We start from the raw sequence: 21149 nt of genomic DNA, 5'->3' as shown, positions 1-21149 counted from the left end.
CACAATTAAATACTTATTATTCTATAATAGGCAACGATACGAATGGCTCTACTGTAATATCCTGTACAATGCTCTCGGAACCATCACAATGTAATGTATAACTTCCATCTTCATTGGGCGTCAAATAACTATCCTCCGGAAATTCATTAAATATTTCACCTTGGACTATTTCACCTTTCCCATCGTATGTCGTTGATGGACGACCCTGCGGCTGAAAGATCACTCCATAGGAAACACAAAAAGCCGCCATTAATAGCCCGCTGAAAACCATACTCAACACTTTGCTGGGCTTTTGCATCTGTGAAAAGCTTTGTCCCATCTGAAACCGCTGGAGAATAATATTATGGCTATGGTCTCCAATCAAAGCAGGAATACCTTCCGGTTCAAAACCTTTCTGCTTCTTCATGGATTGATATGTCTTCAAGAGCACTGTATAGTAATCCGCACACTCTTCCTTCTTCAGCTTTGCCAACACGGCATAGTCACAGCGAAGCTCCAGTAGCTGATCCATCTTGCTTTTGAGAATCCAGATGAAGGGGTTCCACCAAAAAAGGCAGCAAAGCAGATAACCAATCAGCTTGCTCCATTGATCCCGATTGCGAAAATGCTGCCATTCATGGAGAAGGATCAACCGAAGATCCTGGATCTCATAATCCATCATCGGCAAAAAAATCGCTGGTCGAAAAAAGCCGCTGAAGTGGGGAACCGAACCTGTCTCTACGAAACGCACCCTCCCCCAAAAATCTGGTATCCACGCTTTCACATCTTCCAGCATTTCTTCTGGTGCTTGGGGATATCGGGAAGTGCGTTTGATGTAAGCAATCCATTGCCAGATAAACCGGCAAACCAAAATGCCGGCCCCTGCAATCCAGACAGCGATCAGCACCCCAAAAACAGTTATATCATATCTTTGCCAGCGGAACAGCGAATACTTCAGAAATCTTTGTATTGCCGGCAAAACCATCCACGAACCCAGAATCTGACTGAACGGCATTTCAATGGGCAAAACCAACCGCACAACGGCCAAACATACAAACAACCAAAAAGGGCGCAGCCCCATGCGCTCCATCCAGGATGTTTTCCGGCAAAGGAAAAAAAGAATGAGCGAAAAAATGCTGAAAAAAACAATTGCATTTAAAAAAGAGAACTCGTTAAACCAGGTGCGCTCGACAATATAATCATTTCCACCCATTTTCCTATCCTCTCTGCATATCCTTCAACACCTTTTCTATCTCCTGAAGAGTGCCGTCGGACAGATCATCATCTTTCAGCAGAGCACAAATGATGGTTTTCACAGCGTCTTCTCTATGCTTTTGTCCGTTCACCATAACCCGAACCTGCTGTGCAGCATATTCCGGCTCAGTAAAGGCCGCCGCATAAGTTCTGCCATAGTGGCTCCCCATTTTCTCGAAGCCTGCAATTTCAATAGCGCCCTTTTTCAGCATGCCATTGAGCAGAATGTGAATCGAGCTTTCCTTCCAGCTTCTGTCTTGCGAATGCTCCAAGATACCTGTTCTGGACAAGGGGCCATTCTTCCACAGAACTTCCATGATCTCCATTTCACTTTTAGTCAACTTCATCATCTTTCCTCCTTTCTTCAACTTACTTATTACTATAACTTTTTTACTGTGAAGTGTCAATGTTCTTTATTTACTTATTTTTCATAATTACTAATTTTTATTTTTTCTTTTGCAGCATAAAATAGTCATAAATAGAATTGCTTCAAGAAAAAAATCTAACATCTTGATCTATTCCTTATTTGTTGCTTAAAGGCGAAACCTACGACATTTCCAACAGCAGACTTACTCATTACTTTCAAAAAAATCGACCGGAAATATTTCCGGTCGATTTTTAACTTTATACTGGATTGTTCTTTTTGCTCTGCTGTTCCCTCAGGTAAAGAATAATAGCAAATACTGCCCAAATTAAATATCCTCGCAGTACCATATATCCACTTTGCCGCAAAGGAGCTGTGAACATCTCCAATCCACCGCCCATTATCAAACAAGAGAAAATATATGTACACAAATGGGCCAAAAGGTAATAGGCTAAAGTGAGCCACCAATCCAGTTTTAGAACCAACGACAGCAACGGCAATGCCACGAAAAAATAGATGAGATACCCACTAAAATTAGTGAAAAAAGCACCAATAGATCTCAAAGATTCTACTTTCTCTTCAATTTTTGAAGCTTCCGCTTGGTTCCGCAATGTGGCAAGTTGTTCCCATAAAGAACTCTCATACCGTCCAATAAGGGTTCCGGCCACCTCCATCACTGTCCACAATATCACCAAAATACAAGGGGCGATTAGTGTCCACTTGTGTTTTTTATAAAGATCATAGCCATCCCCCATAAGATTTGTTAAAACATGTCTGGCTTTATGTGTTCGGGATATCCTCTTTGGTAAAAGTAAAATGGGTATCATAATTTCCACATGGATTGGATTTCATTCCTGCCCAAAGATAATACCGTACACCAATTGTGGCTTGGGAACCATTTGCAGTTCTAGTAGCATACAGATCCACATTTTCAATAATTGGAGGATCGTAAAGTCCCCAATACGGATGTTCCCAGGATACTCGAACATTTCTTTCATCCACTGAGTTTATAATGCCTATATCATTGTCAATATCTATATAGCATTCTATATCCGCTTCCAAATTGGCGATAAGATAATTGGTAAATGTTCCGTTCAGATTTTGTATCTCTTGAACAACCGTTTGTCTGACTGTCCAAGTATAAACATATCCGGCTCTAGCTGGTGCAACATCTTTTAGTTGATATTGTCTGATGGACAAACCTTCATCACAAATATGTTGTTTGATGCTCTCCCAGTTATTTGCATTAAAGAACGAAACCGTATCTTGGTAAAATTGAGATGCAACATCAACATTTTGACTATTTAAAATCTCAAAATATGTCGTCGCATTTCTACTTGATTGATAAAAAGCAGGGAGAAATTCTTCCAAAGTAGCAGCTGGTGTAGCCATCTCAGTTGTTACAGGATTATCAACCGCAAAAACTGAAGAAAATGTAAATAGATATGTTGCAACTAGCAGAAGCGCACCCCATCGATGAACAGATTTCACAATTAACGCCTCCTCCTTATCATAATAGATTCATCAGCAAATTAGGTATTCGGATTTCCATCTGTAACTTTGGTAAGCGACATATACCAATCGTCAAAATAAACATGTTCCACATAATCTGGGCCAAAGAAAACATTGAACCCGACATTAGCTGAGAAAACAACACGCAATCCATTAGGATCAATACTATACGATGTCGAAATGGATTCCGGATTAGTATATAATGCAGAGCTACTCTTAGAAATATAGTGCACATAGTTTACTACAGGGCTCGTAGCAGACACAATTACATCCCACTGAGAGTCCACAGTGTATGTTGCACTTAATTTGGCTTCTACTTCCATAGTATAAATGCCATTAAAATTTGTTGATCTCGTAAAGTGACGAAATACATTAGATGCATTATATGTAGTATTTCCGGCATGTGTGGGAATCACATTTTCAATCTCTTCATATCGAATAGTGGAAAGATTATTTTTTGCGTATTCATGGATCAAAACGAAATTTCCAGTATTATAAAAGTCTACTGTATCTGCATAAAACTGCGCAGTAACATCAGTTTGATTCTCATCAAACATAGTATACTGCTCCATTTCATCACCATAAAACCCAAGAATGTATTGTTTAAAACTTTCTGTTTGTTCCAACGATACATTTTCGGGAGATGTGGTTTCTGCTTGTGGTAAATCCGCAGCAAAAATATTACATGCCATCAGTAAAGTACCAATCGTACACGCCAAAACAAAATGTTTCATTTTCATAAAATTATCCCCCTAAACTTCAATTCATAACAGCACCTATGTCATGTCTTTTGTTTTAAAAATTTTAGCACATCGGTTTCGCCTCATAATTTATTTATTTTTCTTTTTAAGTGATGTTATAATAAAACTAAACAACAGTCCTCATATGCAATAACAAAATTGAACAAAAAAAGGTTCTTTTTTTGTAACAAACGCACATGATCAAACAGCAATCTCTATTTATTTTTATGATCTATTGTGCAAAATGAATGACGGACCTGCAAAGCGACTATACCTTACAATATTTTAAACTACAGGTTTATTACTCCAATGTTATCTCCCCTCAAACTCCAAACAAACGCACAATAGCTACTTGCAAGCAAATTGTGTTTGCAAGCGGCTTGTTTTGCCTACGCCAAAATTGTCCATCTCTTTTCTTCCCCTGGCAGCACAATATAGTTGACTTATAAACAGCCCTTATGATAGGATAAAAACAAACAAATGTTCGTTTTATCCCATTCCCTATCGAGGACATCCGCAAAGGAGGAAACCGGAGCATGAAAAACCGCACCTATATCGCCATTGATCTAAAAAGTTTTTATGCTTCGGTGGAGTGCCGGGAGCGGGGGCTGGACCCCTTGGACACCCATCTGGTGGTGGCGGATGAAAGCCGCACCGACAAAACCATCTGCCTGGCGGTGACCCCCTCTCTGAAAAGCTATGGCATTTCCGGCCGTGGAAGACTGTTTGAAGTCCGGCAGCGCATCAAAGAAGCCAATGCAGGCCGGCGCCATGATGCACCAGGCCGCCGGCTGGCAGGCTCATCCCATTTCCTTTCCCAGCTCCAGGCCGATCCCTCCCTTGCCATTGACTTCATCGTTGCGCCGCCCCGCATGGCCTATTATATGGAATACAGCACCCGCATTTATCAGGTGTATATGAAGTACATCGCCCCGGAGGACATCATTGTCTATTCCATCGACGAGGTCTTCATGGATGTGACAAACTACCTTGCCGCCTACCGGCTCTCTCCCCGGGACCTGGCCCGGAAAATCATTCTGGATGTGCTGGAAACCACCGGCATCACAGCCACTGCCGGTATCGGCACCAATCTTTATCTGTGCAAAGTAGCTATGGACATTGTGGCCAAGCATATTCCATCCGACCAAAGCGGTGTCCGCATCGCAGAACTGGACGAAATGAGCTACCGCCAGGCCCTTTGGGCCCACCGGCCCCTCACCGATTTCTGGCGGGTGGGCAAAGGCTATGCCAGAAAACTGGAGGAACACGGAATGTTCACCATGGGAGATGTGGCTCGCTGCTCCCTTACTGATGAGGACTTACTTTACAAATTGTTTGGCAAAAATGCAGAGCTTCTCATCGACCATGCCTGGGGCTGGGAACCCTGCACCGTGGAAGCCATCAAGGCCTACAAACCTGCTTCCAACAGCATGGGCTCCGGACAGGTGCTGCCAAAGCCTTACGATGCTGAAAAAGCAAGACTTGTGCTGCGGGAAATGGCGGACAGTCTTTCCCTGGATTTGGTGGACAAAGGCTTTGTCACCGATCAGCTGGTCATTACCATTGGTTACGACATGGAAAACCTCACCGATCCCCTCCGCCTGAAAACCTATCGCGGCGAAATTGTGAAGGATCCCTATGGGCGGTGGGCGGCAAATACCCAAGCACTCCCATGGCACCATCCCGCTGGGACGCTTCACCTCTTCTTCTAAACGGATCATGGACGCTGCCGGAGAACTGTTCGACCGGATCGTTCACAAAAACCTTCTGATTCGAAGGCTGAACATCACCGCAAGCCATGTGATCCAGGAAGCCTCTGCCCCCTCCCCTCTCGGGGAGTTCCAGCAGCTTGATCTTTTTACCGACTATTCCGCTCTGGAAGCCAAACACAAGCAGGAAGAAGAGGAGCTGGCCCAGGAAAAAAGAATACAGCAAGCCATGCTGCATATCAAAAAGCGATATGGAAAAAACGCCATCCTCAAAGGAATGAACCTGGAGGATGGCGCAACGGCAAAGGAGCGGAACGGGCAGATCGGAGGGCACAAGGCATGAGCACAACTGAGAAATACGGTGACATCATCCATCTTCCCCACCCTGTCTCGGAAAAACATCCCCGGATGTCAATGCTGGACAGGGCTGCCCAGTTTTCCCCTTTTGCCGCCCTTACCGGTTATGAGGAAGCCATTTATGAGACCGGGCGTCTGACAGAGGAAAAAACGGTTTTGGGCGAAGAGGAAAAAGCAATACTGGACAGAAAACAGCGGCTCCTTCTGGAAAAACTGGATGAGTTGCCTTCTCTCACCGTCACCTACTTTGTTCCCGATGAAAAAAAGTCCGGCGGCAGGTATGTCACAAAAACCGGAAACCTGAAAAAGCTTCATCTGCTGGAAAAATGGATGCTGCTGACAGACGGCACAAAGATCCCCCTGGAGGATGTGAAAAATATAGAAAGCCCCCTTTTCTGAGATGGTTTTTAAGAGCATCCAGAATCTGTTCAAGGAGACCATTGTCGAATTCATGAAGAATGGCTTGGAGGTAGCACTGGATGGCGAGCGGAGCTACAGCAGATACGATTATAAGAACATTATAAGAACAAGGACATAGACAACAGCTGTAACGACCACAGTAGCAAAAGGACGGGGACCATCTTTGTCTAAGTAGATATGCCAGCCCCCCTGGAACCGGAAGAGGGAAATTTAAGTCCCAGGTGCTGAATTGGAAAAATACGCCTGAACCGTCCCACACCTTCATATCCGAGTGTAGCGCAGCTGATAACGCGCCTGCTTTGGGAGCAGGATGCCGCAGGTTCGAATCCTGTCACTCGGACCATGCAGAGTGTCCTTATAGGATCTGAGTATCCTGTAACGGACACTCTGCTTTTTTATGTGAAGAATGGTGAAAAGCTGGAGCTGTCGATCATCACCCGTTCCCGCACGCACAGCAGCTTGACCTTGTGCTCGGTCAGCAGGTCGATGTATTGCTTTGTCATGCCCCAATCCCGCCCCAAGCGGTCAAGGCTATTTACCAGCACCACATCCACCTTTCCGGCAAGAACGGCCTCCGTCAGCTCTTGCAGAGCCGGACGGTCAAGGGTCAATCCCGAGCCATGCTCGGCGGCAACACCAACGATGGTGTAACCAGCCTGTTCCGCATAACGGCGAAGTTTGGCGACCTGCTGTTCCAAGGAAAAGCTATCGTCGTGAGCGACCCGGCAATAGAAATAGGCTTTCATCGTGTCGTACCTCCTTATACCGCAACCTGTTCCGGGGCGTAGCTGAGTGCTACGCCTTTTCTTGTTTCCATGATAATGTCGGCCTCCGGGATCTTCCGGCGATCCGGCACATCAAAGGCACCGATGCAGTTATAGTGAATATCGACACGCTGGTTGGTAACGCCGTCCTGCTTTTCAGCGTGGTACACCTCAATGTGGTCGATCAGCTCCGCGACCATGCGCTTTGTAATGGTAGTCGCGTCCGTGTACTGCCGCACCGTTTCAAGAAAATCATCAATGTCCATGCGCTTGCTCTCGTCCTTTTTCAGCTCCAGCCGCAGAGCCTTGATTTTCTTTGCGTTTTCACCCTGCTCCTGTTCGTAGCGTTTGGACATTTTGGAAAACCGGGCATCGTCGATTTTTCCCGCTACATTGTCCTCATAGAGCCGTTCAAAGAGCATATCCAGTTCCCGGTCACGGGCGGTCAGAGCGTCCAGCTCCCGCTGCTTGCGGAGCGTGGCATTTTCCGCCACCTTTGCCGAGTGTCCGATCATAACTTTGATAAAGTCTTTTTCGTATTCGCTGGCGAAGCAGGCCAGCCGCTTGACCTCGTATAAAACAACCTGCTCTAAGAAGTCCAGCCGGATATAGTGCGTCTTGCTGCACTTGCGATAGCCGGAGTTATGATTTTGGCAGCTGAAAAACTTGATGTCGTGGTTGTTCTGGTTGAAGTGGAAATTGAGGTTGCCGCCGCACTCCGGGCATTTCAGCAGGCCAGAGAATACGCTGGGTTCCTGCGTGACCGTGGGCTTTTTGCGGCGCGTCCCTTTTTGGAGCGCCTGCACCTTTTCCCAAGTCTGGCGGTCAATGATGGCTTCATGGACATTGAGGAAGATCGCCCGGTTTTCCTCCGGGTTTTCGATCCGCTTTTTCATCTTGTAGGATTTGGAGTAGCTTTTGAAGTTGATGACATCGCCGCAGTATTCCTGCAAGGTGAGGATCTTCTTGACGGTGGTGTGCCCCCACTTGGTAGGCTCCACGGTGCTTTTCGACCCGCCCCGGCTCGTCCCACGGCTGCGCCAGTAGTAGGTGGGATTGACCACACCATCGGCGGCAAGGCGGGCGGCGATTTCCGCCAGCCCGTAACCCTCCAGCGCCATACGGTAGATCCGGCGTACCACCTCGGCGGCCTCCGGCTCCACCACCCAAAAGCGGGGATCGTCCGGGTTTTTGATGTAACCGTAGGGCGGCGGAGAAAGCGGAACGCCTGCGTTTCCTTTCATCTTGTTCACGATCCGGCGCTTCTTGGAAATGTCTTTCGCATAATACTCGTTCATAATATTTTTGAACGGGGTGAAATCGTCCTCGCCTTCATCGCTGTCCACGCCATCGGAAACAGCCACCAGCCGTATATCGTGAAGCGGGAAAAATTCTTCCGTCAGCTTGCCGACCTCAATGTAGTTGCGCCCCAGCCTGGACAGGTCTTTGACGAACACCGCCGAGATATACCCGGCCTCGATAGCGGTCAGCATTTTCTGAAAACCGGGACGCTTCATCGTCGTACCCGTGATACCGTCATCCACGAAAAAGATTGTGTCGGTATAGCCCTTGTCCTTGGCGGCCTTTTGAAGTATCTTCCGCTGATTTTGGATGCTGTTGGACTCGCTGTCCATATTATCGTCACGGCTCAGTCGGCAATAGAGAGCGGCTGTGCCGAGTTCGTGTTTTTTGCTTGACTGTTTCATATAAACCTCCTCTCTGGCAGTCAAGCAAGAGGTCATTCATCCTGACTATATTATACCTCGCCCGACCGCCCATGTTAAGGATGTCGATGGGGTTATACCGGCTCCAAGTCAGCCAGCATCAGCTTCAAAAGGATGTCACGCATCAGCTCTCCTGTTTCCTTGTAAACAGGCGTGACGATGAAACGGATTTTTCCGATATGGTACACATATTCTTCCGCAGCGGGCTTTTCAGTCATGGCGTCCTCCTTTCACAGATGCAAAACAAAATCATAGCTCTCCCTGTTGTCCATTGGGAAAGCAAACAGGCCAGCACTCTTGCCGGGTGCTGGCCTGCGGCTTATGACCTTGGGACGAAATGTCCCAAGGTGTTTTTGAAAGGCGGGAGCGCCGCACCCGCTCCTGTTGGCCTGTCATAAGACAGCTCATATTTAATGCGGCGCTCCCTCACAGCGGACAGCGACGATCCGTGACGGAGCATCGACTACCTTGCTGCGGAGAAGTGAAAACTACCTCTCATATACCAAGGACAAAAATCGGGCAAATGGAGCCCCGCTCACAGAACTTTTTTCAAATATTTTTTCATAGCAGACATGCCGCGCTTCACCGAGCGCCGAACAACGCTCTTGTCCACTCCCTGCTCTCGGGCAATCTGGCGGTAGCTCTTGCCGAGAATCAGATGCGCCTCTACCCGGATGCCCTGCACCTCCGGCAGAGAGTTGAGGGCGTTCCACAGGTGGACAAACAACTCCATGCGATCCAGAAGTTCCTGCGGCGTCGGCTCATGCAGGCAGGCCGAGTATTCGATCCCATCGTCACAGTTGAGGGAATACTGCGCCTTATTGCGGGTCGTGCGCCGCTGATGGGCTGCCTCATACAGCTTGTCCGCCTTCAGCTCGGCGGCCACTTCGTCGGAAACTTCGATGTATTCATCATGGGTGTACCAAGCGTAAAAGTCCTTCAGATTGATGGTCGTCATTTGTATTTCCTCCATTCGGTTCATGTGTGGGTGGGTGAACAGAACGGAGGAACGGCGGGGATCGACAGCCGGGGCTGGCTGCTTTGGGACAAATTGTCCCAAGGTGCGGGCATATAAAAACGCCCGCACAGCATGACGCTATGCGGGCGCATGAAATATTACCGTTATTATTGTACTTATTTATTTCATGTTCATATCCAGAATACTCCGTTGCGGGGCATGGGCTTTTTTTAACCGCAGAGTATTAGGGGGATTACAGAAAGCAAAAATGGACACGGCGATACCTCCATAGGCCACCGTGCCTTTACAGTTTCAATGGGTCGTCATTGGTTTGTGTGTAGGCGCAAAGAAACGGCGGCTCTGAAAATCAAAGCCGCCGTTTCAAATGGGCGTGTCAATTTGTCTGCATTACGACGGCTTTTTTTCTTTTGCCGTCGTCCGGCAGAATGGCTTAGTCATTATTTCTGAACGGAGTCCGCTTCTTCTTGTGTGAGTTGACCATTTTTAACTGCATCAGAAATGGCTTTATCTAATTCCTCAACTGTGGAATAATCCCCAATGTGTACTGTTTTTCCGTTATCTTTTGTTACATCAACACTATAAGAGGAAACTACATCTTCAGTAGGTGGAATCATGGAGTAGGTATCGCCGTCACCGTCGTCTTTGGAATACAATACTCCCTTTTTGATACTTTCCAGAGTTTCCTTATAGCTGTCCATCATAGCATCTACGCTTTCCTGCGTAAATTCATGGAATACGCCTTGCCCATCATACCAACCATCTCCAGTTCCAATCAACGCTTCCATTTCATTTTTCTGTTCGTTCATCCAAGCCTCGTACTCTTCGGCTGTCCACCACTGCACATCCGGTGCCGCATTGTTCTTCTCATAATCTGCCTCGGCAACCCAATTTTTACCGTCAACGCTGATTTGTCCACCATCCGTATCATGATAGAGAATATCGACGCCGGATGTGTTTTCAGTTTCAGATGCCAAATTCTTTGGTGCGTCTGAAGCCAGTGCATTTGCATAAGTAAAACCGGCAAGGCTCAAACAGATTGCTCCGCACAAGCCCACTGCTAATATTTTTTTGTTCTTCATAGATAAGACCTCGCTTTATAAAAATTTTAGCTGCCCCTTAAGGACAGCTAAAATATAGCAAAACAACTTGGATATAGTTTGCATAGATTATGGATTTTAGATGGAGTTATCTATTGGCTGCTTGCAAGGCAGTTCAAACCAAAACATTACGCCGTTGCTTGTGTTAGTGATGCCGTACTTTGCATGGTGCATTTCCATGATTTTGCGAACAATATAAAGCCCTAATCCAGTTCCGCCTGTATTACGGTTACGGGATGCGTCCGCCCGGTAGAAAGCTTCAAACAAATGCGGGAGGGCATCATCAGGCACATGGACACCTGTATTTTCAATTTCACCACGAATCGTACCGTGTACTTCAGACAAAGTTATATGGATTGATTCGTTACTTGGAGAATACCGAATTGCGTTTACCAATATGTTCTGAATTGCCCGTTCCATCTGCACTTGTTCCACTTCACAGTAAAGTCGGTCAGGAATATTGACCTCAAGGTGCTGTTTCTTTTCTTCCGATAAATCTGAAACCGTGGCAAGCTGTACCCGGAATACTTCCGCAAAGTCAACGACTTTATATGCGGATTTTTGAGTTCCCTCCGTTTTAGAAACATACAACAATTCTTTTACCAGATTTTCCATCCTGTCAACAACTGCAAGGGAACGCTCCATGTACTCTGTGTGGTTTTCATAGCCGCTGACTCCGTTCAGCATCCCCGCCAAATGTCCTTTCAAAATGGTTAGTGGTGTTTTCAGTTCATGGGATGCTGCCGAGAAAAAGTCTACCCGCTGTCTTTCTAACGCCTGTTCCTTTTCAATATCTGTTTTGAGCTGTTGGTTGGCAGCTTGAAGGTCGTTCAATGCAGTAGATAGCGAAGCAGATAATGAATTTAGATTTTGCGCCAAGCAACCTAATTCATCTTCTCGTCCTGTACTACATTGACCGGAAAAATCCAGTTCTGCCATTCGCTTTGAAATCTTGCTCAGTCGCACAATAGGTCGAGTGATGTACCGTGTATAGAGCCATGCACAAAGGAGAGAAAGCAGAAAGACCATTAGGATGACATACGGAAGTATAGACAACAATACCTTTGTTGCCTGCTGTACAACGAACAAATCCGTTTGAACTGCCAATGTATAAGCAGTACCGTTTTTCAATGTGAACGGGTAAAAATTTGTCGTAGTTTTCCCAGATGGTTGCATATCTATGAGCGATTCATCTTCATCGAATGTAACTGTGTAATCTGCCGAAGTAGTAGAGGTTTCCATTGATGCCTCGTCGGGATATATCATACGACCGTTACTATCCTCAATCCAAAAAGCGGCATTTGTTTCCTTTGAAAAATTAGATATATCATTTTCGCAATCAGATATATTGTCAAAGGCTGTCATTTGCTCAACAAGGTGCATAGCGGCTTTCTCCGTAGCCGCATTTATCAAATTGGAGTATGTCGTAGGTAACAGTTTTGAAATGAAAAAATATGTTCCGCCGCAAGCTGCACCCAGTAGAAGAAATGTAATTATAAAAATCTTGACGGATAACCGTTGCTTAATGCACTTTATCAATTCTATATCCCACCCCTCTGATTGTTTTGATATAGTCCGCATTTAGCTTTTTGCGAATATTCTTTATATGGCTGTCAACAATCCGATCTTCAACTTCCAAATCATCCGACCACAACCGGTCAAGCAACATCTGTCGAGTGAAAACCTTTCCTTGATTTTCAATCATAAGCCTAAGAAGTGCAAACTCCTTGCTCGTTAAAACGACTTCGTTTCCGCTTTGATATACATGAAATCCATCAATATCCATACTCAACTCTTTATAGGTAAGCAAGGATTGATTTTGATTGTCAGTCATTCTGCGGCGAAGAATAGCCGCAATCTTGCATAGCAGAATTTTGGGCGAAAAGGGCTTTGGAATGTAATCATCAATCTGCTGTTCAAAACCTTTCAACTGGTTTTCTTCATCCGAAAGCGCAGTAAGCATAATAATAGGAACTTGTGACCTTTTGCGAATGACCTCGCATACACCATAGCCGTCGATTTTAGGGAGCATGATGTCTAACAGCACAAGGTCGATTGTATCATCAAACATCGCAATCCCCGCCACGCCGTCAGAAGCAACAGCAACTTCATATCCCGCATCAATCAGATGATTTTTCAATATATCCTGAATGTCAATATCATCTTCGACAATTAAAATCTTCTGCATTGTCCCACCTCCAACTTTTCAAGTATAGCAGAGAAATATGTATCTATTATGGAGTCTCAAATTTTATCCGCATTTATTTTACTGCCATTCTTTCAATCTATCAATGTCGTTGCTGAATACGATGGTAAAATAAAATACTACTAAAACATAAAATTTCGTTTCGTTCTCATAACAAGACCTGAAATGTAAAATAATATATAGGTGATATGAGAATGTACCAAGACGAAAGGCGGCTTGATTTTCATGCTTTAGGCCGGGAGATCAAGCGCAAAAGAGAAGCCAAAGGCTGGACACAGGAATACCTCGCGCAGCTCGTTGATCGTACACCTCGTTCCATTATGTATTTTGAAAATCGTGGTCAGCATCCGAGCTTGAATACCTTTTATAAAATTGTCACTCTGCTGGATATTTCCGTTGATCAATTCTTCTATCCTGACAAACAGAATGAAGAAAGTGATTGCCGCCAGCACATTGACAGGATGCTAAACACAATGGATGAGAATGAATTGACGATCATGGAAGCCACCGCAGAGGGAATACAAAAAGCCAGAGAAACGGAGGGAGCGTAAGAAACGGCGCTGCCTCCGTTTTTCGTTGTTTTCCGGGGAACGCACTAACGGCAAGCAGGGCAAGTGTAGCCACACTTGCTATTTTTGCATCCCGGCGGGCTGCAAAAACGCTTGTTGGGGAGCCTCCCCAAACCCGGCTTTGGGACATTTTGTCCCAAAGTAATTTGTCTGCGTCACCGTGCGCTATCGCTCCTGTTCCTTTTTGCGCTGGCCGTCCGTGATGCCCAACAGATGGTCAATGTTGGCCTTGACCGCCACGGCCTGCCGCATTTCCTCCTGCGCCGAGCGGTACTCGGTATAGAGCGCCTTTTTCTGCGCCGCCAGTTGGCGGCGTTTTTCTTTTAGCTCTGCCATCTTGGGCAGCTTTTCACCGCCCAGCAGTTCTCCCATCGTGGCCTTGGCTGCCCGGTAGTCCGCCAACTCCGCTTCATGCTCGGCAAGGTATTTCCGGCTGTACTTTGTAGCCTTGTACCCGTCAAAGACGGGGCGGGTCTTGGCGTACCGCACCACGGCTCCCATCAGCTCGGAGGTTACGGACAGGTCAGCCTCCGTCCGCCGGAGCTGTTCGGTCAAAGCGTGAAAACGGGAAACGGCGTCCTCGGCCTTTGCGGAGAGATGGTCATACTCGGTAATGCTCTGCTCCTGCATGAATTGAAGCGCCGCCGCCATCTGCTTTAGGTTATAGACCTTTGCCCACCGTGCATAGGCCGCACCCTTGCCGGAGCGCAGCCGCTCCTGTATATCCACGATCAGATTGACACGGCGAGGGGCAGCAGACACAGAAACAGGCTGCTCCGGGATCGGGCGCTCCCCGGCGATAACGGCCTTGATGTCCTCGGGATCGTAGCCGTCCCCGAGGGTGGATGCCCGCAGCCGGGTCGCCCGCTCCTGCCCCGGAACAAGAAAAGAGATTGCACCGCCGCGTCCATGCTTGACCGTGTAGCCGGACGCCTCCATGAGCCGGAGAAAAGCGTCAAAGTCGGCGGGGCGTTTGGCAAGAGCTTCATTGATGGCAAGCCGTAGCTGCTTCTTGTATGAGGGCTGTCGCTCCGCCCCCAGCCATGCCCCGTAATGGAGAAAGCGTCCCTTGCTGTGCAGCTTGGGGTTGGTGATGACGGACAGATCATTTTCAAGGCAAATGCGGTCAGAGAGCCGCCGTACCGCACGGCCAGAGCCGATGAAGTCCCGGAACTTCCGGGTGCAGTCCAGCGAGGTCGAGTTATAATAAATGTGATTGTGGATGTGTGCCTTGTCTGTGTGGGTGGCAACGAAAAAGGCGTATTTGCCCTTTGTCCAGCGCATCGCCGTTTCATAGCCGATGCGGTTTGCCTCCTCCGGCGTGATCTCCCCGGGCTTGAATGACTGGCGGATCTGATAGCAAAGCACATCCGCGTCCCGCCGCTGCTCCCGGCCTGTGGTGGCCTTGTACTTGGCTTTGCTTAAAAGGAACTCGGCATCGGCGGTCATGTGGTCGCAGCCGTAGGATGAAATCAACTCGCCGCCCTCGGTCTTGCCCGGGTTTTGCCCATAGTCAAACCGTTCTTTCAAGGACTGCGCGACGGTTTCGCCCTTGCTGATTTTGTGCTTCTTGTAGTAGGTCGTGGCCGTAGGCAGCCCTCCTTCCTGTACGACAAACGGCGGCTGTTGCCAGCGTGCTCTTGACTTTCTCGCCCCAAAATGATATAGTTTGTTATAAGTTATTATAAATTAGAATAAAGGAGGGCGACAGCCTATGAATCAATCCGATTTACCTACCGTTCGACTTCTTGCTCGAAACGGGGCATTCTCGTTTACTAACCATGCATATAAGCAAATGCTCAATCGAGATGTTTCCTTCGACGATGTTGAGGCCATCCTAATCAGTCCCACCAATCAAATCATTGAATGTCAATCGCCGTCTTCGATACCGGGAAAAGAACATTCTGACGAGCGTGTTCTTCTTTATGATCCTTGCGGTTCCAAAGATACAATAATCATTTTTGTTGTACTGTTTACCCCAACTCCAGATCTTCGAGTTGTCACGGTTGAAAATGTTGATGAGGAAATATGGGAGCGAAAAGAAGGAATACCTTGCCTTGTCCGTAAATAGGACAGGCAATTACATAACTCTACTAACCCAAACGATTTTTTAAGTACACCAGAATAAAAACAGGGAAAATTGGAAATTCTACTTTATATCAATTTATAATAAATATTCTTATCATATAATTTTAACAATGTATTTGTAGCTTATAATAGGAGGACGGCATGGAGGAACTTACTTTTAAGGTGTGCGATCACTGCCACGGGAAGATGTTGCCGCAGACGATGAGCCAAACATTTCGATTTAACGGAAAAGAAATAGAAATTAAAGGTATCCAAGGTTACAGATGTGAAAGCTGCGGAAATGAAGTCTATGAAGCAAAAGAAATCCGAATGATTGATAAGATCATTCGGGCCATGAATGATAAACCGGCTGTTGACATCTTAAATCTGGATGAAACAGCAGACTATCTGCGTGTTAGTAATCAAACTGTTTACAATATGATTAAAGATGGCCGAATCAAAGCATACAAAGTCGGCCGTGAATGGAAGTTTTTAAGGGCTGACATTATGGCATATTTGGAATCGTCATCAAGCGATCGGCTTCTTTCTATGGCAGCTAAAGGTGGTGGTACGGATAAAGATGATATGGAAACTATTTTGCACGAATTAGAAAAAAGAAAGGCTAAGCATGAATAACACCGCTTTTCAAGAAGCTCTCACATTTGCTCAACAGGTTTCAAATCCACACTCTCCGTACGGTTTATGTAGAGTATTGGGAATAGAAATCATATCTGATAAACCCATGCATAAGGATGGCTATTTGGTATGTCGCGATGGATGCAAATTGATTTTTGTAAATTCGCTAATTCATAATCCGCATCGCCGTAAATTCATTGTTTCTCATGAGATTGGCCATTTCCTGCTGCATCGTGACAATCTTTATTGTTGTGATAATATCTTAGAAATCGGAACATCTTCTATCAACACATCGCACCAAGAATACGAGGCAAACAGATTTGCGTCAGAATATCTTATGCCTCAAGAAGAACTTATCTCGCTACTTCCATCAAAGCCATTACAATTTTCAGACATTTCAAAAATTGCAAGCCATTTTAATGTGTCAATGACTTCTGCTGCGCTGAGGTCTGTGAAACTATCAAAAAGCGAAGATGAAATACTTATTTGCTATGATGGTCAACGGCTAAAGTGGTTTTCCAGCGCAGATCGTACTTTGAATTTATATGACATCCCCTCGCACTGCCCCGTAGATTTATCAAAGGTTCCACTTATTTCTGATATAACAGGGGTCTGGGACTCATTATATGATGGGCCCGTTCACCAAGAAATTTTTCAGCCGTTTGGAAACCAAAAATTAGTGTTGTTATCTGGTAATAGAACTAGTATGGAGGAGGCTTATTGTGAACTCTAAAAGAAGCAGTTCTACGCTAGCATCCCAGGCTGCAAAAGCGTTAAGTAGCAAAGAAACATCCGCCACACAAAAGTCATTGGCTGCCAGCGTTTTATCGCAACGCAATCCGCACAATCAAACAGGTGCCGCTATGGAGGATAAAGCATCTCAAGTATTGCAGAGTAGCAAGTACTCTGCACAAACAAAGAGCTTTGCAGCAAGTGTTCTCTCGCAGTCAAATAAGTCGCGATAACTACTATAAAGACGTGCCTCTACTATCACAGTAGGGGCACGCCTTTAATATAATTATATTATAGCTCCACCACCATCGGCAGCTTTTTCAGCAGCTCGGACAGCGGCTCCCAAAGGTCGGCATAGTCCTTTTGGAGCGCCGCGATCTCCGAGGGATAGATGCCGTAGGTGTTGGCATGGACGGCCACTTGGTTTAGGTTGTTGGCACACCGCCGCTGCAAGGCCACCAGCTCCCGGATGTCCGAGAGGTCAACATGGAGAACATAGCCGTTGAGCGCCATTTTCCGCATATAGGCTCCCATGTTGGAGATCCCGGCCTCGGCCATGCGGTCAGTGATCAACGCCTGCTCCTCTGGCGTCACCATCACATGAAGATGGACAGAGCGCCGCCGCTTTTTTGTCAACGCTCCTCACGCTCCCGGCTGCGGCGCTTGGGCGGGTGTTCCCGCACCTTGTCCAGCGGCTTTTCTGCCGGGGGCGGCACAGGCAGATTGTTGATGATGCCGTCGATCATGTTCCCGTTCTGCTCCATCGCAAGCTCGGCGTTCTTGTTGGGATTGCGTTCCTGCTCCATAAATGTCCTCCTATCTGTCGCCCCGGTCAGGGGCATTTTTCTTTGGGGCGGCTTGCCCCCGGTCAGCCTCGACCTGTTTTACGGCGGTTTTCATCTGCTCCCGGATCGAACGGGGTCTGTCGGGATTGTCGGGCGCAGGCCGTAGCTCATAGTCAGACGCCTGCCGCTTGGTCAATGGCCGTGTGTAGGTCAAATGCCCCCACGCCAGAAACGATCCGTTTTCAACCGGGACGCGCTGATCGTAGTTGACAATTTCGTCCGGGGCGTTACGGGGCGGCTTTGGAAATGTCCCAATGTCCACGGGGCGCTGGGTGGAATAATACTTGTAAAGGTCGGGAGCCTCGACCCGCCTGACACCGACATTGTAAAGGCGCTGGTACTCCTGCACCCGCGCCGTAAAGTCCTGTTCCAGAGCGGCGCGGTCGCTGCCGTAATGCCCCCATTCATACTGCCGCTGGCCGTCCTTGTCGTCATAGCAAGCCCATGTGACATAGGGCGAGGGAGCGGTAGGATGATGCCCCAGCGCAAAGCCCCTGCCGTTTTCCAGCATGACGGCCTTGATGATCTCATAGCCTTGGTTTTTGTCCATATACCCTCCTCACCGTGATACATCTTTCTCCGCCCGTTTCGCAAAGGGCTGGAGCTGATAGGGACTTTTGCCGTCCTCCGGGCGCAGGAAGTCCAACCTTGCGGCGGCGCGGATGGCGTTCTGATTGAGCTGCCGCTGCCATGCCCCTTGACTGGGCGCCCACTTGAAGCCCTCGCTTTTGAGCGCCTGCCGGGTGTCGGCATCCGGCTTATCCTCAAAAATGAGCTGCAAGCGGTTCTCCGCCTCATTGACCTTGGCCTCACCGCCGGGGAATGTCCAGCCCACAAACTCTGCCTTGTGGCTCAGCTCCTCGATGCGCTGGCGCACACGGCGGATATTGGCGTTATTGTTGGTGAGCAGATAGGACGGAAACGGAACGGGGTCTTTGCGCCAGTCTTGGGACATGGCCGCCTTGACCTTTTCCACCTGCTCCGCCGTCAGCTCCGGGCAGCCCTCCAGCGTCTTGTGCTTGCGGTAGTAGGCATTGACCGCCTTCATCACGGCCTGCTGGGACTCCATTCCCTCCAGCTTTTTTGTGAGCTTTTCCACGGCAAGGTCATCGTCGGCGCTGATACCGCCCCTGCCTGTGGAGCGGATCTTGTCCAGCAGCTTTTCAATTTCGGCATACTCGCCGTAGTTGCGATCCCGGGCGGCGTTCTGCTTGGCCTTTTTCGCCACGGGGAAATTGCCGCCCCCGGTGATCAGAATGGGCGGCACACGGGCGTCAATGGCGTTGCGCTCATTGAGGTTTTCCGCCAGCCTGCGGGCGTAGCGGTCAACAAGGGCGTCGATCTTATCATGGTACATGGGATCGACCTGCGCCTTTTGTTTCTCTGCCAGCGCATAGGCTTCATCCACCATCTGCTGATAGCCAGCGGTGGCCGAGCCGGGGGCATAGTCGGAATAGCTGTTCATGTCCTTTGCCCGCTTTGCCGCCGCCTCGCTGATCTCATAATATTTAGGCATAATTCCTCCTTTCAGCCGGGACTTCGGGACAAAATGTCCCAAAGCCCCGGTGCTTTGATGTGGAAAGCGTTTCTGCGAAAACAGGGGCGGACGGGAAAACATACCGCCCACCCCAAAAGCGCCCCGGAAAAGCCTTGTAAATGTGGGCATTTCCCGGGGCTATTTTTCCACGCACTACCTCCGTTTACGGCGCATATACGCCCGCTTCTGCTCCCGCAGGGCAGCCCCGGCGCAGACCGGGGAGCAGTACCGCTGCCGCCCATCCGGGAGGAAAGCCCTGCCGCATACCGGGCAAGGCCGGGTTTCTGTGATACGCTCCACGGTCAGCGACCTTTCCAGCACAGGATCAAGGGGCAGCACCGCCGCGCGGAAATAGCGGCAATAAGCGCCCGTCCAGCACTTGCCCAGCATATAGCAGGGACAGTCCAGCGGCAGGCAGCCATAGTCTTTATCGTAGTTGGCGCACCATTTTGTCACCAGCTTACGAATCGCCGTTTTTTCCTGCCGAGTCAGTTTACGGCTCATGTTTGCCCCCTGTCTTGGGCTTGAGCTGTTCCCGGTAGCAAAACACGCAGCCGATCCCGCGCCAGTAGGAGCAGCCGTCGCAGCGGGAGCCTTTGGGCGGCAGGTTGGGCGGAGCACCCTTAAAGTAGCTTTTTTCTTTCATAAAGTCCTCATAGGGACTATTGGTAAATCTCATTCCTCTCCCTCACTTTCCGTTTCGTCCTCGTCCTCCCAAGGCGGGGTATCGTCGTAATCGTCACCGTAGTCCTCCGCAGCGTCGGCGGCCTGCCGCTTTTTGGGGCGGTAGATCTTAAAATACCAGCCAGCCACACCGCCGATGACCGCCACGGCCAGCACCAGTAGGATCGTCCCGCCGCTGTTCTTGGGCTGCTCCGGCTCGGGGGCAGGCTCCGGATCTACCACAGGCACAGGTTCGGGAGCCTTGCCCTGGCACTCGCCCATATTCACGGCGCAGACGGTGCAATCTGTGTTGATAGCACCCACGGCGCATTTATCGGCACAGGAACACTCCGGCAGCTCACCGCCCGCAGCCTGCATCGCCGCCAGCAGGTCAGCCTCGTCCACCATGTTCAAAAAGTAGGTCTGGTACTGCTCGCCGTCCTCGTCGGTGGGCTTGTCATAGTCGATGACGATGTAAAAGGTATTGCCGCCGCTGGTCTGCACCGTGATGAACTGCTTGTTGGTGGCCTTGTCGTAGAGCAGGTCACGGGTCACAAGGTTGCCGTCCTCGGTGAAGCCCGCGCCGGGGGCAACGGTTTCCATGGGCGGCGGCTCCATAGGATCAAGCCCGTCCCATTCCTCACCGCCCCCAGCGTAGGCCGTGACCGCCATGCCGCACATCAAAACAGCGGCGCAGAGCGCCGCCGTCAGCTTCTTCATCCACTTGTTCATTCGCTGTCCTCCTTGTCTGTGGGATCGGACTTCGGGACATTCTGTCCCAAAGTGCCGCCGTTCTTGATGGTCTGGAGCAGCATGGGCAGGTCGGTGAGCGAAACGCTCATGCCGCGCACGATCTCCACGATCTCACTGTTCTCGGCCTCCAGCTTTTTCTGTTCCAGCTCCTTGAGCCGCGCCTGCTGCTCGTTGATCTTGGCCGTGACCTTTTCGATCTCAGCCTGAATTTTTGTGCTTTTGGAGATAGCCATAAAAAACCT

General features: G+C 48.5%; 27 protein-coding genes, 1 tRNA gene and 1 pseudogene. 8 read left to right on the top strand and 21 right to left on the bottom strand.

The annotated features are described in order from the left end of the window. Positions 1-16: 16 nt before the first annotated feature. The 5 genes from KQI26_RS09445 to KQI26_RS09425 all read right to left on the bottom strand — a co-directional run bounded on the left by KQI26_RS09445 (position 17) and on the right by KQI26_RS09425 (position 3849). On the bottom strand, positions 17-1192 hold the full coding sequence (locus KQI26_RS09445; protein WP_216504225.1) for a M56 family metallopeptidase: 1176 nt from the start codon (positions 1190-1192) through the stop codon (positions 17-19). A gap of 4 nt (positions 1193-1196) precedes the next feature. Next, positions 1197-1580, bottom strand: a complete 384-nt coding sequence (locus tag KQI26_RS09440; RefSeq protein WP_216504224.1) for a BlaI/MecI/CopY family transcriptional regulator — start codon at positions 1578-1580, stop codon at positions 1197-1199. A 277-nt stretch (positions 1581-1857) separates the two neighbouring features. Continuing rightward, positions 1858-2274, bottom strand: coding sequence for a hypothetical protein (locus tag KQI26_RS09435; RefSeq protein WP_216504223.1), 417 nt, complete (start codon positions 2272-2274; stop codon positions 1858-1860). 103 nt (positions 2275-2377) lie between these two features. Next, positions 2378-3088, bottom strand: coding sequence for a hypothetical protein (locus tag KQI26_RS09430; protein WP_216504222.1), 711 nt, complete (start codon positions 3086-3088; stop codon positions 2378-2380). 41 nt (positions 3089-3129) lie between these two features. Continuing rightward, on the bottom strand, positions 3130-3849 hold the full coding sequence (locus tag KQI26_RS09425) for a hypothetical protein (protein ID WP_216504221.1): 720 nt from the start codon (positions 3847-3849) through the stop codon (positions 3130-3132). A 536-nt stretch (positions 3850-4385) separates the two neighbouring features. Between KQI26_RS09425 and KQI26_RS09420 the strand changes: the two are divergent. The 3 genes and pseudogenes from KQI26_RS09420 (at position 4386) to KQI26_RS09410 (ending at position 6678) form a co-directional block, all read left to right on the top strand. After that, a pseudogene (locus tag KQI26_RS09420) lies at positions 4386-5901 on the top strand (DNA methylase). Continuing rightward, positions 5898-6314, top strand: coding sequence for a hypothetical protein (locus KQI26_RS09415; RefSeq protein ID WP_216504220.1), 417 nt, complete (start codon positions 5898-5900; stop codon positions 6312-6314). The pseudogene KQI26_RS09420 and the gene KQI26_RS09415 overlap by 4 nt, the downstream one beginning before the upstream one ends. 288 nt (positions 6315-6602) lie before the next feature. After that, positions 6603-6678, top strand: a tRNA-Pro gene (locus KQI26_RS09410). A gap of 52 nt (positions 6679-6730) precedes the next feature. Here the strand turns inward: KQI26_RS09410 and KQI26_RS09405 are convergent. The 7 genes from KQI26_RS09405 to KQI26_RS09375 form a co-directional block, all read right to left on the bottom strand. After that, the gene (locus KQI26_RS09405) at positions 6731-7081 is read right to left on the bottom strand and encodes a recombinase family protein (RefSeq protein WP_216504219.1); all 351 of its coding nucleotides are present in this window, start codon (positions 7079-7081) and stop codon (positions 6731-6733) included. Positions 7082-7095: 14 nt separating this feature from the next. Continuing rightward, positions 7096-8805: a recombinase family protein gene (locus tag KQI26_RS09400; RefSeq protein ID WP_216504218.1), complete on the bottom strand. Its 1710-nt coding sequence runs from the start codon at positions 8803-8805 to the stop codon at positions 7096-7098. 92 nt (positions 8806-8897) lie between these two features. Continuing rightward, the gene (locus tag KQI26_RS09395) at positions 8898-9041 is read right to left on the bottom strand and encodes a hypothetical protein (protein ID WP_165860255.1); all 144 of its coding nucleotides are present in this window, start codon (positions 9039-9041) and stop codon (positions 8898-8900) included. Positions 9042-9358: 317 nt separating this feature from the next. Next, positions 9359-9781, bottom strand: a complete 423-nt coding sequence (locus KQI26_RS09390; protein WP_216504217.1) for an RNA polymerase sigma factor — start codon at positions 9779-9781, stop codon at positions 9359-9361. 458 nt (positions 9782-10239) lie between these two features. After that, a complete protein-coding gene (locus KQI26_RS09385) occupies positions 10240-10881 on the bottom strand; it encodes a hypothetical protein (protein ID WP_216504216.1) in 642 nt (213 codons plus the stop codon). Between the two features lie 96 nt (positions 10882-10977). Beyond that, positions 10978-12282, bottom strand: coding sequence for a cell wall metabolism sensor histidine kinase WalK (locus tag KQI26_RS09380; protein WP_216504215.1), 1305 nt, complete (start codon positions 12280-12282; stop codon positions 10978-10980). A 139-nt stretch (positions 12283-12421) separates the two neighbouring features. Further along, positions 12422-13087, bottom strand: coding sequence for a response regulator transcription factor (locus KQI26_RS09375; RefSeq protein ID WP_216504214.1), 666 nt, complete (start codon positions 13085-13087; stop codon positions 12422-12424). Positions 13088-13293: 206 nt separating this feature from the next. Between KQI26_RS09375 and KQI26_RS09370 the strand changes: the two genes are divergently transcribed. Continuing rightward, positions 13294-13656, top strand: a complete 363-nt coding sequence (locus KQI26_RS09370; protein ID WP_343285070.1) for a helix-turn-helix transcriptional regulator — start codon at positions 13294-13296, stop codon at positions 13654-13656. Positions 13657-13839: 183 nt separating this feature from the next. On the opposite strand, the gene KQI26_RS09365 is transcribed toward KQI26_RS09370, so the two are convergent. Continuing rightward, complete coding sequence (locus KQI26_RS09365; protein WP_216504213.1) at positions 13840-15204, bottom strand: relaxase/mobilization nuclease domain-containing protein; 1365 nt, start codon at positions 15202-15204, stop codon at positions 13840-13842. Positions 15205-15388: 184 nt separating this feature from the next. On the opposite strand from KQI26_RS09365, the gene KQI26_RS09360 reads away from it, so the two are divergent. From KQI26_RS09360 to KQI26_RS09345, 4 genes are all read left to right on the top strand, one after another. After that, complete coding sequence (locus KQI26_RS09360) at positions 15389-15745, top strand: DUF4258 domain-containing protein (protein WP_216504212.1); 357 nt, start codon at positions 15389-15391, stop codon at positions 15743-15745. Positions 15746-15903: 158 nt separating this feature from the next. After that, a complete protein-coding gene (locus KQI26_RS09355) occupies positions 15904-16377 on the top strand; it encodes a helix-turn-helix domain-containing protein (protein ID WP_216504211.1) in 474 nt (157 codons plus the stop codon). Continuing rightward, positions 16370-17110, top strand: a complete 741-nt coding sequence (locus tag KQI26_RS09350) for an ImmA/IrrE family metallo-endopeptidase (protein ID WP_216504210.1) — start codon at positions 16370-16372, stop codon at positions 17108-17110. The genes KQI26_RS09355 and KQI26_RS09350 overlap by 8 nt, the downstream gene beginning before the upstream one ends. Further along, positions 17100-17342 carry a hypothetical protein gene (locus KQI26_RS09345; RefSeq protein ID WP_216504209.1) on the top strand — a complete coding sequence of 81 codons (243 nt, stop codon included), beginning with the start codon at positions 17100-17102 and terminating at the stop codon, positions 17340-17342. The genes KQI26_RS09350 and KQI26_RS09345 overlap by 11 nt, the downstream gene beginning before the upstream one ends. Positions 17343-17400: 58 nt before the next feature. On the opposite strand, the gene mobC is transcribed toward KQI26_RS09345, so the two are convergent. The 8 genes from mobC to KQI26_RS09305 form a co-directional block, all read right to left on the bottom strand. Next, positions 17401-17745, bottom strand: a complete 345-nt coding sequence (mobC, locus tag KQI26_RS09340; protein ID WP_216504208.1) for a plasmid mobilization relaxosome protein MobC — start codon at positions 17743-17745, stop codon at positions 17401-17403. Continuing rightward, positions 17742-17915: a DUF4316 domain-containing protein gene (locus KQI26_RS09335; protein ID WP_216504207.1), complete on the bottom strand. Its 174-nt coding sequence runs from the start codon at positions 17913-17915 to the stop codon at positions 17742-17744. Before KQI26_RS09335 ends, mobC begins: the two co-directional genes overlap by 4 nt. Positions 17916-17925: 10 nt before the next feature. Beyond that, positions 17926-18504 carry a hypothetical protein gene (locus KQI26_RS09330; protein ID WP_216504206.1) on the bottom strand — a complete coding sequence of 193 codons (579 nt, stop codon included), beginning with the start codon at positions 18502-18504 and terminating at the stop codon, positions 17926-17928. A gap of 9 nt (positions 18505-18513) precedes the next feature. Then, entirely contained in the window at positions 18514-19470 is a 957-nt protein-coding gene (locus KQI26_RS09325; RefSeq protein WP_216504205.1) for a hypothetical protein, read from the bottom strand. Positions 19471-19644: 174 nt separating this feature from the next. Further along, positions 19645-19995 (bottom strand): cysteine-rich VLP domain-containing protein, encoded by a 351-nt coding sequence (locus KQI26_RS09320; RefSeq protein ID WP_216504204.1) that lies wholly within the window; start codon positions 19993-19995, stop codon positions 19645-19647. Continuing rightward, positions 19985-20170, bottom strand: coding sequence for a hypothetical protein (locus tag KQI26_RS09315; RefSeq protein ID WP_216504203.1), 186 nt, complete (start codon positions 20168-20170; stop codon positions 19985-19987). Before KQI26_RS09315 ends, KQI26_RS09320 begins: the two co-directional genes overlap by 11 nt. After that, positions 20167-20886: a DUF4366 domain-containing protein gene (locus tag KQI26_RS09310; RefSeq protein WP_216504202.1), complete on the bottom strand. Its 720-nt coding sequence runs from the start codon at positions 20884-20886 to the stop codon at positions 20167-20169. Before KQI26_RS09310 ends, KQI26_RS09315 begins: the two co-directional genes overlap by 4 nt. Continuing rightward, a complete protein-coding gene (locus KQI26_RS09305) occupies positions 20883-21140 on the bottom strand; it encodes a DUF4315 family protein (RefSeq protein WP_216504201.1) in 258 nt (85 codons plus the stop codon). The genes KQI26_RS09310 and KQI26_RS09305 overlap by 4 nt, the downstream gene beginning before the upstream one ends. Between the last annotated feature and the right edge of the window lie 9 nt (positions 21141-21149).

Origin of the sequence: Intestinimonas sp. MSJ-38 (genome assembly GCF_018917925.1) — a bacterium.
In the GTDB taxonomy this organism is placed as follows: domain Bacteria; phylum Bacillota; class Clostridia; order Oscillospirales; family Butyricicoccaceae; genus Pseudobutyricicoccus.
The sequence above is the reverse complement of the archived record's forward strand: the minus strand, read 5'-3'. Positions and strand labels throughout refer to the sequence as shown.